Annotated in this window: 12 protein-coding genes; 6 read left to right on the top strand and 6 right to left on the bottom strand. The window is 62.4% G+C overall.

Annotation, left to right across the window (positions count from 1 at the left end; genetic code table 11):
• Positions 1 to 64: 64 nt before the first annotated feature.
• Positions 65 to 778 carry a Crp/Fnr family transcriptional regulator gene (locus AC3WOG_RS21050; protein WP_492579900.1) on the bottom strand — a complete coding sequence of 238 codons (714 nt, stop codon included), beginning with the start codon at positions 776 to 778 and terminating at the stop codon, positions 65 to 67.
• Between the two features lie 102 nt (positions 779 to 880).
• Here AC3WOG_RS21050 and AC3WOG_RS21045 point away from each other — a divergent pair, with 102 nt between their 5' ends.
• Positions 881 to 1,420, top strand: a complete 540-nt coding sequence (locus tag AC3WOG_RS21045) for an Mpo1 family 2-hydroxy fatty acid dioxygenase (RefSeq protein ID WP_492579899.1) — start codon at positions 881 to 883, stop codon at positions 1,418 to 1,420.
• A 29-nt stretch (positions 1,421 to 1,449) separates the two neighbouring features.
• Here the strand turns inward: AC3WOG_RS21045 and rarD are convergent, their stop codons facing one another.
• Positions 1,450 to 2,346, bottom strand: coding sequence for an EamA family transporter RarD (gene rarD / locus AC3WOG_RS21040; protein ID WP_492579898.1), 897 nt, complete (start codon positions 2,344 to 2,346; stop codon positions 1,450 to 1,452).
• A gap of 485 nt (positions 2,347 to 2,831) precedes the next feature.
• On the opposite strand from rarD, the gene egtD reads away from it, so the two are divergent.
• Positions 2,832 to 3,812: an L-histidine N(alpha)-methyltransferase gene (egtD, locus tag AC3WOG_RS21035; RefSeq protein WP_492579897.1), complete on the top strand. Its 981-nt coding sequence runs from the start codon at positions 2,832 to 2,834 to the stop codon at positions 3,810 to 3,812.
• Positions 3,813 to 3,927: 115 nt separating this feature from the next.
• Here egtD and AC3WOG_RS21030 read toward each other — a convergent pair whose 3' ends face one another.
• A complete protein-coding gene (locus AC3WOG_RS21030; protein ID WP_492579896.1) occupies positions 3,928 to 4,221 on the bottom strand; it encodes an acylphosphatase in 294 nt (97 codons plus the stop codon).
• Positions 4,222 to 4,487: 266 nt separating this feature from the next.
• On the opposite strand from AC3WOG_RS21030, the gene hpnA reads away from it, so the two are divergent.
• Both hpnA and AC3WOG_RS21020 read left to right on the top strand, forming a co-directional pair.
• The gene (gene hpnA / locus AC3WOG_RS21025; RefSeq protein ID WP_492579895.1) at positions 4,488 to 5,498 is read left to right on the top strand and encodes a hopanoid-associated sugar epimerase; all 1,011 of its coding nucleotides are present in this window, start codon (positions 4,488 to 4,490) and stop codon (positions 5,496 to 5,498) included.
• A 137-nt stretch (positions 5,499 to 5,635) separates the two neighbouring features.
• The gene (locus tag AC3WOG_RS21020; RefSeq protein WP_492579894.1) at positions 5,636 to 6,187 is read left to right on the top strand and encodes a hypothetical protein; all 552 of its coding nucleotides are present in this window, start codon (positions 5,636 to 5,638) and stop codon (positions 6,185 to 6,187) included.
• 94 nt (positions 6,188 to 6,281) lie between these two features.
• On the opposite strand, the gene AC3WOG_RS21015 is transcribed toward AC3WOG_RS21020, so the two are convergent.
• Both AC3WOG_RS21015 and hpnC read right to left on the bottom strand, forming a co-directional pair.
• Entirely contained in the window at positions 6,282 to 7,454 is a 1,173-nt protein-coding gene (locus AC3WOG_RS21015) for a glycosyltransferase (RefSeq protein WP_492579893.1), read from the bottom strand.
• Positions 7,454 to 8,320, bottom strand: coding sequence for a squalene synthase HpnC (gene hpnC, locus AC3WOG_RS21010; protein WP_492579892.1), 867 nt, complete (start codon positions 8,318 to 8,320; stop codon positions 7,454 to 7,456). The genes AC3WOG_RS21015 and hpnC overlap by 1 nt, the downstream gene beginning before the upstream one ends.
• Positions 8,321 to 8,655: 335 nt before the next feature.
• Here hpnC and ispH point away from each other — a divergent pair, with 335 nt between their 5' ends.
• The gene (gene ispH, locus AC3WOG_RS21005) at positions 8,656 to 9,600 is read left to right on the top strand and encodes a 4-hydroxy-3-methylbut-2-enyl diphosphate reductase (RefSeq protein ID WP_492579891.1); all 945 of its coding nucleotides are present in this window, start codon (positions 8,656 to 8,658) and stop codon (positions 9,598 to 9,600) included.
• A 10-nt stretch (positions 9,601 to 9,610) separates the two neighbouring features.
• On the top strand, positions 9,611 to 10,762 hold the full coding sequence (hpnH, locus tag AC3WOG_RS21000) for an adenosyl-hopene transferase HpnH (RefSeq protein WP_492579890.1): 1,152 nt from the start codon (positions 9,611 to 9,613) through the stop codon (positions 10,760 to 10,762).
• Between the two features lie 594 nt (positions 10,763 to 11,356).
• Here hpnH and AC3WOG_RS20995 read toward each other — a convergent pair.
• Positions 11,357 to 12,487, bottom strand: coding sequence for an IS110 family RNA-guided transposase (locus tag AC3WOG_RS20995; RefSeq protein WP_492579889.1), 1,131 nt, complete (start codon positions 12,485 to 12,487; stop codon positions 11,357 to 11,359).
• Positions 12,488 to 13,169 lie beyond the last annotated feature (682 nt).

Genomic DNA, 13,169 nt, shown 5'->3' with positions numbered 1-13,169 from the left:
CTCGCCGACTACTACCTGCGCACCGGGATGCCGTTTGCGTTTTTTGCGTAAGCGAGTGACGCCGTCAATCCGAAACCGGATTCAGAACGGCGAGTGCGCCGAGTTTTTGCACATCGGCAAGTTCGATTTCCGCGTAACGCAGCTTCAACGCACCTTGCGTTTCGAACTGCTTAAGAACCTGATTGATGGTCTGCCGCGACAGCGCCAGCATCATCGCAAGATCTTCCTGCGGCACTTTGAGCACGCGCCGCAATGCGCCGGGTTCGCCGTAGCCACCCGCCATCAGCAACAGGCGCCGCGCGACACGCGGCGCGGCAGGAAGCAACGCGGCCTCTTCGATGGCATCGAAGGCGAGACGCAACTTTTGCGTCAGAAGCAAACCGAACACGTGCCAATACTCGGGCGTGCGCTCGAGCAGCGCGGCGAGTGCGGCGCGCGGCACATGAAACAGTTTGGAATCGCGTTCGGCATACGCGTCATGGGTTCGCGGGCGATTGTCGAACAGCGCGATCTCGCCGAACCAGTTCACCGGCTCGATGACCGCCAGCAACGCTTCCTTGCCCGCCTCACTGGCCGCGCCGATTCGCACTAGGCCGTCGAGTACGCAGTAGAGGCCATCGTCGAGATCGCCCCGCGTGAATAGCCGTTGACCTGCAGGCAGGCGCTCGATACGGCCCGCTTCGATCAGTTGCGCCTGCATCATAGTGGGCGCCGAGCGAAACCACGCGCCGCGGCCAAGCACCGCGGCAAGCTCACTCGATGAAAAACTCGCAGTCATAGGATGGCATCCGTGCCCGATTGCCGGCTGATTGTCGGCTACCCGATGGTTTCAAATTCCGCTGCCCGCGATTATGCTGATTTTGATTGAGGAGCGGCATCCATGAGAACGCTGACCGAACAGCTTACGCAATACGCGGCCTACCATCGTGACCGGCGCAATATCGCCACGCATTTCATCGGCATTCCGATGATCGTGCTGGCGTTGGCGGTGCTGTTGAGCCGGCCCGCGTTCATTTTCGGCGCGTTGCCGTTTTCGCTATCGCCCGCGTGGATATTGTTCGTAGCGGCAACGCTCTATTACTTCATGCTCGATGTGCCGCTCGGCGCGATGATGACGGTCGTGTCGGTGTTGTGCGTCGGGTGCGGTCAGTGGCTGGCCGCGCATTCGACGCTCATCTGGTTGGCCTCGGGCATCGGCCTGTTCGTGGTCGGCTGGGTGTTTCAGTTCATCGGCCACGTCGCGTACGAGCATCGCAAGCCGGCCTTTGTCGACGACGTGATCGGGCTTCTGATCGGCCCGCTGTTCGTGCTTGCCGAAGCATTGTTCGGTTTCGGCTGGCGGCCTGCGCTGCGCGAAGCGATCGAAGCGCAAGTCGGCCCAACGCGTATTAACCCGGATCGTGCGGCGGCGCATCGTTGAACACGCGCGCCGCATTCGGCCGGCACCGCTCAGCGCGGCGCGACGCGTACGAGCCGCACGCTATGCAACGCGGTCAGCGCGACCGCGATCCAGATCGGTATGTAGGTGGCCAACTGCTGTGCGCCCAGCGTTTCGCCGAGCAAGGTCACCGAGACCACCACCAGCAACACGGGCTCGACATAGCCGAGAATGCCGAACAACGCGACCGGCAACAAGCGGCTCGCCTTCAGATACGAAGCCAGCGCGACGGTGCTGAGCGCGCCAAGGCCCGGTAACAGCAGGCACCACATGTCGAGACGGCCGGCGATCTTTGTCAGCGAGCCGCCGCTGATGACGAGCATGATCGCCACCGGCAGCAGCACCGACATCTCCACGGTGAACATCGCCAGCGAATCATGGTTGATTTTGCGGCGCAGCACGAAATACGGCGGATAACCGAGTGCGACGAGCAAGGTCGGCCACGAGAACGCGCCTGTCACCCAAAGTTCATGCACGACGCCCCATGCGGCGCAGGCGACGGCCAGCCACTGCAAGCCGTCGAGCCGCTCGTGATAGTAGAAGCGTCCAACCAGCACCATCACCAGCGGCAACAGGAAATAGCCGAGCGACACTTCGAGCATCCGGCCGTGCAGCGGCGCCCATAGAAACACCCATAGTTGCAGACCGAGCAGCACCGCGCCGGCGATCATCGAGAGGCCAAGCACCGGCTCGCGGAACATGCGGGCAATCAATTGCCGGAATATCGGCAGGCGTTGGCGCAGAACGATCAGCAATAACGCGCCCGGTACGGTCCACACGATGCGCCACGCGAAGATGTCAAGGCCGCTGAGTGGCGCGAGAAGTTTTGCGTAACCCGACAGCAATGCAAATAGCGCAGACGCGCCCACTGACAACGCAATCCCGCGCTTCGGGTCATACTGGTTCATTCGGCGGCCTGCTGCGAAATCGGGAACGTGTGCAGCGCAGCATGCAAGGGCGTGGCCTGGGTTGTTGTCATTAAGTTTGGTTGTCTCTACCGTGCAGCAAGCAGATCAAGCACTGCGCGAGCACTGCGATTTTTTGTCGATATTCGATGCAAGCCGGCATTCTAGACGGGTTATCCGGCGACAGCACACGTACGTTTTCCGCAGCGTGCCGCATTTATTTCGTGCGCATCGCGCGCCGATGCACTAGAACATAACTTCACGCGCAACCGGCAATGCTGAAGTCGTCACGCCGAAGCTCGTCGCACAAGCGCGAATCTTGCTACGAGTCTTGCTGCATCAATCCTTCGGTCCGGGAATAAATGCCATCGCATCACGGCGAATCCGGTCCGCTCCTCTTTCAGCGGCATGTATCAATTGCGTTTCGCCGCGCACGCCGCCGCCAGGTCAGCAACCCCCGACCACCGAATGTGACTACTGGAGCCAGCATGACCCAGCCAGCCCTCTCGTACGACGTATCACCCGACCTACGCTCCGCCTTTGCCGCCGCCGTCCGCGCCGGACTCACCCACGCACCGCAGAAGGAACTGCCGTCGAAATATCTGTATGACGAAGTCGGCTCGGCGCTGTTCGAGGTGATCACCGTGCTGCCCGAATACGGCGTGACGCGCGCCGAAGAGCGCCTGTTGGCGAAGCACGCCGCGGACATCGTCGCGCACCTGCCGCATGACGTCACCGTCGCCGAACTCGGCAGCGGCAGTGGCCGCAAAACGCGGCGCATTCTGGAAGCGCTGTGTAAAAAGCGCCCTACTTCATACTGTCCGATTGAAATTTCGCGCAGCGCTTTGCAGTTGTGCAGGCGCGAGCTCGGCGACATCGAACGGATTTCGATTGTCGGTTACGAGCGCGATTATCTGGCGGGCCTCGCCGAGGTCAGCAAGAACCGCGCATCGGACGAACGCTTACTTGTACTGTTTCTCGGCAGCACCATCGGTAATTTCGGCCGGCTCGCGGCCACGCGTTTTCTGCGCGACATCCGCAACATGCTCGCACCCGGCGACGCGTTGCTGCTCGGCACCGATCTGATCAAGCCCACGCCGGTGCTGGTGGCGGCTTATGACGATTCGATCGGCGTGACCGCGTCGTTCAATCTGAACCTGTTGGCGCGGGTCAATCGCGAACTTGACGGCGACTTTCCGCTCGACGCGTTCGAACACGTCGCACGTTTCAATCCGGACGCGCGCAGCATCGAAATGCATCTGCGCGCAAAACGCGACGTCACAGCCCACGTGGGCGCGGCGCAACTGACGGTCACGCTGAAGGAAGGCGAAACGATCTGGACCGAGAGCAGCCACAAATATCGCGCCGACGAAGTGCCCGCGATTGCGGACGACGCCGGCTTCGTCTGCAGCCATCAATGGATCGAAGGGGAATGGGGTTTTGCGGAGAGCCTGCTGGTGGCGCGTTGAATTTATCGACTCAGCGACCGACGTAGCTACCGACGCAGTAATCTACGCAAAAACGGCAAGGCGGCCCGACATCAGCATGATGCCGCGCCGCCCTGCCGTTCCATCACGCGCGTTCTCAGTGCTGCTCGAAACGCTCGTAACGCTTTTCCGTCACGCGCTCTTCGCCGGTGACCTCGGTCACCCGCGCCGCCGGCGGCCCGTGGCGCAGCCATGACAGCATCCGGTCGACCTGGTTGGCCGATCCTTGCAAGATGGCTTCGACCGAACCGTCGTCGAGATTCGCCACCCATCCCTTGATACCGAGCGCGTGCGCCTGCCGCATGGTCGCGTGGCGAAAGCCGACGCCCTGCACCATGCCGCGCACCCGCACGTAATACGTTTCGATCCGCGAATCCAGATCCGGGGCCATGCCGTCTTCTCCTGTGTCGACCAGAGTTAGCGCTTTAGCGCTTACTCTGGTCCCATGCAACCCGTTGCGGTCGACCGGCGTTAGCGTGTCGACCAGTTAGCGCTTCAGCGCTAACTCCGGTCCCATGCAACGCAATCTTTCAAGCCGGCATTCTAGCCGCGTCGCGCCGAGATTGCTCGGCGGCTTGCTCGCCGACTACGCGGGGCGACACGCGCCGCGCGCGCCACGTACAATCCGTCGACTGTCACGCGGGGAATGGAAAGAGAATGACCGAACAGAATCGCGATCTCGTGCTGGTGACCGGCGCATCCGGCTTCGTCGGCTCGTCGGTGGCGCGCATCGCGCAGCAGAAGGGTTTCAAGGTGCGTGTGCTGGTGCGCGCCACCAGTCCGCGTCAAAACGTCGAGGCGCTGGATGCGGAAATCGTCGTCGGCGATATGCGCGACGAAGCGTCGATGCGCGTCGCGCTGCGCGGTGTGCGCTATCTGCTGCACGTCGCCGCCGACTATCGCTTGTGGGCGCCGGACCCGAGCGAAATCGAACGCTCGAACCTCGAAGGCACCGAGGCCACGATGCGCGCGGCGTTGAAAGAAGGCGTCGAACGCATCGTCTACACGAGCAGCGTGGCCACGCTGAAGGTCACCAGTTCCGGCCAATCCGCCGACGAAACCTCGCCGCTCAAAGCCGACCAGGCGATCGGCGTCTACAAGCGCAGCAAAGTGCTGGCCGAACGCGCGGTGGAACGGATGATCGCCGAGGACGGCCTGCCCGCGGTGATCGTCAATCCGTCCACGCCGATCGGTCCGCGCGACGTCAAGCCGACGCCGACCGGACGCATCATCGTCGAAGCGGCGCTCGGCAAGATTCCCGCGTTCGTCGATACGGGTCTGAACCTCGTGCACGTGGACGACGTGGCCGCCGGCCATTTTCTCGCGCTCGAACGCGGCAAGATCGGCGAGCGCTATATTCTCGGCGGCGAAAATCTGCCGCTGCAGGCGATGCTCGCGGATATCGCCGCGCTGACCGGCCGCAAAGCGCCGACGCTGAGTTTGCCGCGCTGGCCGCTCTATCCGTTGGCGGTAGGCGCTGAAGCGGTCGCGAAGTTCACGAAGCGCGAGCCGTTCGTCACCGTCGACGGCTTGAAGATGTCGAAGAACAAGATGTACTTCACGTCGGCGAAGGCGGAGCGCGAGCTCGGCTATCGCGCGCGGCCGTATCGCGAAGGCCTGAGCGATGCACTCGAATGGTTCAGGCAAGCGGGCTATCTGAAGCCCTGACGCTTGCATGAAAATCAGGCCGGGCCGCGCGATTCGGCGCGGCCCGCACGCATTTTGTTACAACGTCACTTTGTTTGCGACAGGTAAAAGCCTACGCGCAGCAGGTAAAATCGTGGGTCTTACCAGAGAAACCTCGCATGAATCTTCATGAACAGCTCGGCGCGCTGGAAATGGGCGTCGATCAGCTCATCCAGGCTGTCGTGGCCCCGCAGGCCGAAAACATCCCCGAGACACCCGCAGAAACTGCCGCGCCGCAAGCGCCGGTGGATCACGTCGCCACGCCGGCATCCGTAGCGGAAGACGCTGCGCCTGAAGCACAGGCAGCAGAAACATCGGCGCTAACCGAACAACCGGCCGCGCAAATCCAGCCGACGCTCGAAATCAACCGCCCCGCTCAGAACGAAATCACGATGACGATCGGCGGCCAGACGGTCGCATTGCGTGCTGAGCAGATCGGGCAACTGATCGAGGAATTGTCGAACGCGCGCGCGTCGATGACGCCGGAGCCGCCTCCGGGCATTCCGCCGGGCTGGCGCTTCGTCTCGACGAAGAACCCGGTCATGGCGGTGCAGAAACAGTCGAATGGCGACCGCCTGCTGGTTATGCGCCACACCGGCCACGGCTGGGTGCCGTTCACCTTCTCGCCCGACATGGTGATTCAGCTGTACATGCTGCTCACGAAGGGGTGATATGAAAAAGCGGCGCCCTTGAGCGCCGCTTTTTCATCCGACAAATCCGCGTCATCGCGTCATTACGTATTCGCGCGCGCTTCAGTGCTCCTCTTCAGCGCTCCTGCACCGGCGCCTGCACGCGCGCCTTCCATTGCCCGCCCTTGCCGCGCCAGTACCGCACCGCCGACGCAAACGTTGCGCCCACATAGAACAGCGCGACCAGCGGCAGGAACGGCGCCCACAACGGCGAGCGGCGGTAGTAGCGCAGCATCGGCGCATAGGCGCAGCACATCGCCGCCCAGGCAAGCCACGCGGGCCAGCCTGTCGGACCGAGCAGCAGCGCGGCGACGGGCGGCATCAGATAGATGATCGTCATGCCCGCCAAGGTGCCCACCAGCAGCAACGGCGAGTAATGCAGTTGCGTGAATGCGGTGCGCGCGATCATGTTCCAGATCTCGCGCCAGCTATCGTATGGACGCAGCGACACGCTGCGCGCCGCCACATCCAGACGAATCGGATGACGCCCGGCGCCGCGATGCTTGATACGCGCGGCGAGGCTGCAATCGTCGATCAGTTCCGCACGAATCGACTCGATGCCGCCCGCTTCTTCGAGCGCGCTGCGCCGGACCAGCATGCAGCCGCCCGCCGCCGCCGCCGTGCGATTGCGCGGGTTGTTGACCCACGCGAACGGGTACAGCTTGGCGAAGAAGAACACGAAGGCCGGAATCAGCGCCTTTTCCCAGAACGAATCGCAACGCAGACGGACCATCAGCGAGACGAGGTCGCGCTTTTCCGCCTCCGCTCGGGCAATGAGCTGGGAGACAGCGTCGGCGGGATGGCCGATGTCGGCGTCGGTCAATAACAGGAAATCGGCCGGCAGATCGAGCGTGCGCACCGCCTCGATGCCTTGCGACTGCGCCCATACCTTGCCGGACCAGCCCGGCGGCAGCGGTTTCGCGCTCAGCACCGTCAGACGGTCCGCGCATTGCAGTTGCAATGCCGCGGCGCGGGCGGCGTCGGCGGTGCCGTCGGTACTGTGGTCGTCGACGACGATCACGTGGAATTCGCCAGGATAGTCCTGCTGAAGCAAGGTGGTGACGGCCTCGGCGATCACATCGACTTCATTGCGCGCCGGCACGACCGCCGCGACCGCCGGCCATGTTTCGCGCGGCTCGAGCGCCAGCGGCGCGGCAGGACGGGCCCGCCAGAAACCGCCACGCGCGAACAGCAACACGCACCAGATCAACAACGACAGACACGAAAGAAGAAACAGAACCACCGCCATTAAGCATTACCCTCGATTGAACGCGCCTGCGCGCCGACGCGCCGCGACAGCCACATAGCGACGGTGCGCGCCGCCACAACGCACCAGTCAAAACTGCTCAGCACAGGCCGCTCGCGAAACACGTCGTAGCCGGCCATTTCGATCCGCTCGAGGATGCGCAAGCCGCCGTGCACGGCGCCGCACAACGCGAGGCCCAAACGCCCTGGGATACGCAACGCGAGCGGCGCGCCGCTTACGAGCATCGCCCGGACCGCCGAAATTTCTTGGGCCATCAGCGCCCGCCATGCATTGTCGACGACGCCGTTGGCGATTTGCGCTCCGGTCACATTGAAGCGTTGCAGTTCCGCGAGCGGCAGATAAACGCGGTCTTTTTTCCAGTCCGTCGCGACGTCCTGCCAGAAGCTGACCAGTTGCAACCCCGTGCAGATCGCATCGGAATCAACCAGATTCGCCGGCGTGGCGCCGCCCATCAGATGCAGCATCAGATGCCCGATCGGGTTCGCCGAGTGGCGGCAATAGTCGAGTAGCGCGCTACGGTCCGCGTAACGGCGGGTGTCGATGTCCTGATCGCAGGCCTGCACCAGCTCGTAGAACGGCGCGAGCGGCAGCTTATACTGGGCGACTACGCCGGCCAGCTTGCCGAACAGAAGCGGGTGCACTGGCGCGGCGCGACCGGCCGCCACGGCGTCGAGGCCGGCGCGAAAGTCGGCGAGGCGCGCATGCCGCTCCGCCGGGCTCCAGTCGCCTTCGTCGGCGATGTCGCCGGCGGTGCGGGCAACGTGATAGATAATGCCGGCTGGCGCGCGCAGCGCCTTTGGCAGCAACACACTCGCGACCGGAAAATTTTCGTAGTGATCGACGTCCATCCAGCGAGCCTCGGATTCATTCTGTATTGCGGCGGCAAACGTGTGCCGCAGGACCTCGTAGTTTAAGGGTTCCGATAAACCGGTGCAGCGTGTAATCATTGCCGCGCGAGACGCGGATGCCCCGCCGGACGGCGAGCCGGCGGTTGCGGCGCCGGCCCAACACCTGGGCGGGCGCGCCAAAGCAAAGCGGCCGCGATAGCGTTAGAATGCGCGTTTGGTTTTGCTGTACCGGCCTTACGCCGGACTCAAAACACCAACTAAATATGATGGTCGCGGCGATAAAGTCATTTTTACCGACTTGTTCGAAACCCGCGTCAGTCGGAGTTCGCCAACTTATGCGAGTCATCCTTGCTCAACCCCGCGGCTTTTGTGCGGGTGTTGTTCGTGCGATCGAGATTGTCGATCGCGCGTTACAGCAACACGGCGCACCCGTGTACGTGCGCCACGAGATTGTCCACAACCGCCATGTGGTCGACAATCTGCGCCAAAAGGGTGCGCGCTTTGTCGAAGAGCTCGATGAAGTACCGCAAGGCGCCGTGGCGATTTTCAGCGCTCACGGTGTTGCGCAAACGGTCGAGCGCGACGCGGAACAGCGTGGCCTCGACGTGCTCGACGCGACCTGCCCGCTGGTCACCAAGGTTCATGTGCAGGGCCGCCAGTATGTGGCCGCGGGGCGCACGCTGATTCTGATCGGCCACGCCGGGCACCCGGAAGTCGAAGGCACGATCGGACAGATTCCCGGCGCGGTGCTGCTGGTGCAGAGCGAAGCCGAAGTTGCGCATCTGGATCTGCCCCTCGATACGCCGCTCGCCTACGTCACGCAGACCACGCTGTCGGTCGACGACACCCGTGGCATTATCGACGCCCTGTTGCGCCGCTTCACCGACATCGTCGGTCCTGACACGCGCGATATCTGCTACGCGACGCAAAACCGTCAGGCGGCGGTTCGCGAGCTGAGCAAGCAGGTCGATGTGCTGCTGGTGGTGGGCGCAACCAACAGTTCGAACTCGAACCGGCTGCGCGAGATCGGCAGCGAAAGCGGCGTCGCGAGTTATCTCGTCGCCGACGGTTCGGAAGTGAAGCCGGAGTGGTTTGCGAACGTGCAAGCCGTCGGCATCACGGCGGGCGCTTCGGCGCCGGAAGAAATGGTGAAGAACGTAATCGATGCGCTGCGCGCATTGGGGTCCGTCGAGGTCACGACGATGGCGGGCCGTGAAGAAACAGTCGAATTCAAGTTGCCATCGAAACTGATGCAACCACTCGCTGCACGCGAAGTTTAAGGAGGACGTCTTGTCTATTCCGCTGCTACAGAAAGTCCGGGTTGGCTCATACATCATGCGTCAGCATCTGTCTGGCAACAAACGCTACCCGCTCGCATTAATGCTGGAGCCGCTGTTCCGCTGCAATCTTGCCTGCAATGGCTGCGGCAAGATCGATTATCCGGATCCCATCCTGAACCAGCGTCTGTCGCTCGAAGAGTGCCTTGGCGCTGTCGACGAATGCGGCGCACCGGTGGTGTCGATTGCAGGCGGCGAGCCGCTGCTGCACAAGGAAATGCCGCAGATCGTGAAGGGCATCATCGCGCGCAAGAAGTTCGTGTACCTTTGCACGAATGCGCTGCTGATGGAAAAGAAGATGGACGATTACGAGCCGAATCCGTACTTCGTCTGGTCGGTTCACCTGGACGGCGACCAGCAGGCGCACGATCACTCGGTGTCGCAGGAAGGCGTGTACGACAAGGCTGTCGCTGCGATCAAGGAAGCCAAGCGCCGTGGTTTCCGCGTGAACATCAACTGCACGCTGTTCAACGACGCGGTGCCGGAACGTGTTGCAGCGTTCTTCGACACGCTGGGCCCGATGGGCGTGGACGGCATCACCGTCTCGCCGGGTTATGCGTATGAGCGCGCGCCGGATCAGCAGCACTTCCTGAACCGCGACAAGACCAAGCATCTGTTCCGCGAGATTTTCAAGCGCGGCAACAACGGCAAGAACTGGTCGTTCAGCCAGTCGGCGATGTTCCTGGATTTCCTGGCCGGCAACCAGACGTACGAGTGCACGCCGTGGGGTAATCCGGCACGTACCGTGTTTGGGTGGCAGAAGCCGTGCTATCTGGTCGGCGAAGGGTATGTGAAGACCTTCAAGGAACTGATGGAAACCACGAACTGGGATAACTACGGTACCGGTAACTATGAGAAGTGCGCTGACTGCATGGTGCACTGTGGGTTTGAAGCTACCGCGGTGATGGATACGGTTGCGCATCCGTTGAAGGCTTTGAAGGTTAGCCTTCGGGGGCCTAAGACTTCGGGTGCTTTTACCAAGGATATTCCTTTGGATAAGCAGCGTCCTGCTGAGTATGTTTTTTCTCGACATGTCGAGATCAAGCTGGATGAAATCCAGCGGGCTGGTAAGGGTAAGAAGGTGCAGACGGCTTCTGCACACTGAGATTTGGTTTATAGGGGCGGTTTTGCATGCCCCTTACCCTGCAGGTTTTTTGAAAGCGCGGTGGCTTTGTTGCTATCGCGCTTTTTTTTGGTCTTTTTTGCCTGCGCGGCGCTTTATGGCTGTGTGCCTGCGGTGTTGGCCTTTGCTTTCTCTTTACCTTCGCGGTGCTTATCTCTGTGCGCCTGCGGTGTTGGCCTTTCCTTGAATTCCTGGTGGTCTATTAGCTTCGCCCCTGTGCGGGGCAGGCACTTACTTTCTTTGCCGCCGCAAAGAAAGTAAGCAAAGAAAGCGGCTTCACACCGCTGATATGACTCCCGGTGTCAATCGGGATCGGTTTTTCGGTTTCTCAAATTCATATTTACCTGAATTTCCTGAGGGCGACGTAGCAGTACATCTCGACGGTGGATCACGCTGATATCCGCGGGTTGGGTACCGCATTACAGAGGTCCGCCCAATGAGCCTGCCGCAATCTAAAGCCGCAAGTCGGATGCAATCCGTTGCGTAGCGGTGTCGCGGGTTACTCGTGTGCCGGGCTACGCCGCCTTCAGGAAACTCCTCCAGTGTCAGGTTGGGGCAACGGGGCTGGATGTTGCATCATGCCAGGCGCACCTCGTGCGGTACGGCCAGCGACATCGCGAGCCGGCTGACGTCCCAGATAAAACCTGCCAGTTCGCGGGCAACCGCGACCACCGCGATGTTCTTCTGCTTGCCGCGCGCGACCAGCTTGCGATAGCGTCGGCACAGGCGCACCTGTGCGTCCCAGGCGCGATCAACGATCGGCTTGGGGATGCCTTCGTGGCGGCGCTGGATGTCGGGACTGACACGGGCCGTATGCCGGTAGCTCCAGGCAGCTTCGACGAGCAGCTTTCTCGCGTAGCTGTTGCCGTTCTTCGTGATACTGCCCTGACGGCGCTTCTCGCCTGACGAGTGTTCCGAGGGCGTCACGCCCAGCCAGGCCATCAACTGGCGCGGGTGTGCAAAACGCGACAGCTCACCCAGCTCCGCGAGCATGCCCACGGCCGTGGTGAACTGCACGCCGCGCATGGTCTGCAGGGCCAGCACGGCCGGATAGAAGCGCCAGTTGACGACGGCCTCGCGCAGCGCGGCTTCGAGGCGCTCGCATTGCGCGAGGCGGTCCTCGATCGCGCGCCGATGTTCCTCGAACGCCAGCTGCTGCCATGCACTGTCGAATGCATACGCGCCCAGCCAGCGCCGGTGCGCCGCTCCCCAGTCGGCGCGGCCTGTATAGCGCACCCCATGCGAGAGCAGAAAGGCTTTCAGCCGTTGCCGCGCACGCTTCAGATCGTCTTTGGCACTGACCCACGCACGTGAGAGATCGCGGAACGCTTCATCCTCCACGGTGGGCACGTACACGGCTGACAGGTCGCCAGCGCGCAGTGAGCGCACGAGCTTCACGGCATCACGTCGATCGGTCTTCACACGTTCACCGGGCTTTCTGGGAATCAGTGAAGGTGCGCACACCATGCAGTCGAACCCTTTCTGGATGAGTTGCCGGTAAAGCCCATAGCCGCACGGGCCCGCCTCGTAGACGACGCGGATGCGGCGCGCCTTTGACTGCAGGCGCTTGCACAGGCGATCGATATCGGCCTGCCTCGTACCGGTCTTGCCGAGCAGTTCAACCTCACCCGCATCGAGTGCATAGGCAACCGTGATCGAATCCTTGTGAACGTCGCAACCGACGTACAGCGTGCTATCGTGTTCCATGCTGGCCTCCGTGCCGGAATTCGCCGGGTGCGGCCCGTCCGCACCGTGCGGCTCTGGTAGCAATGCTAACCCGCGTTTGATTCCTCACGGCAGGCCAGCCCTTGCCTCACGGGAGTCATACTGTCTAACGCTTAAGCGGGTCCCCTGGCTTGGAGGAGGTAGTGGAGCATCTGGAATCAGTGTTCTCGCACACTCCACCCTGGTGACAAGGCCGTCATGCTTCCGGCGGCGCTGCGCGCGCCGTAGCGGCGCTTCTCAAAACCGATGGGGCGTGTGCGCCTCCGGCATCATCCGTCCCGCCTCGCACTGCGTGCTCGCCGGAACGGTCTGCCAGGGAAACCGGTGGGTAATTCTTTTTCTGTGGGGAGCCATCGGCTTCGCCTCGGCGAGGCGCTGAATGGTGGACGTGCGGACCACCACTTCGAGAGAAACGCTAGCGCCTCGGTAAGGCAAGGGGGACACGAGGGCCAGGCATTCGGGACGTGAGTGCGAGCCACCGCGCCGAACCAGGCGCAGGCGCCCAAACCGCCAGGCGGATTGATGAAGTACCGCATCGGCGCGCGCAGCGCCGCCGGAAGTATGACTGCCTTGTCACCAGGGTGGAGTGCGCGAGAGCACCGATTCCAGATGCTCCACTATCCCCTCCAAGCCAGGGGACCTGCTTAAGAATTGGCGGTTTGAG

This window comes from Paraburkholderia sp. FW306-02-B (assembly GCF_058782725.1).
This window is presented reverse-complemented; position numbering and strand designations above follow the sequence as displayed.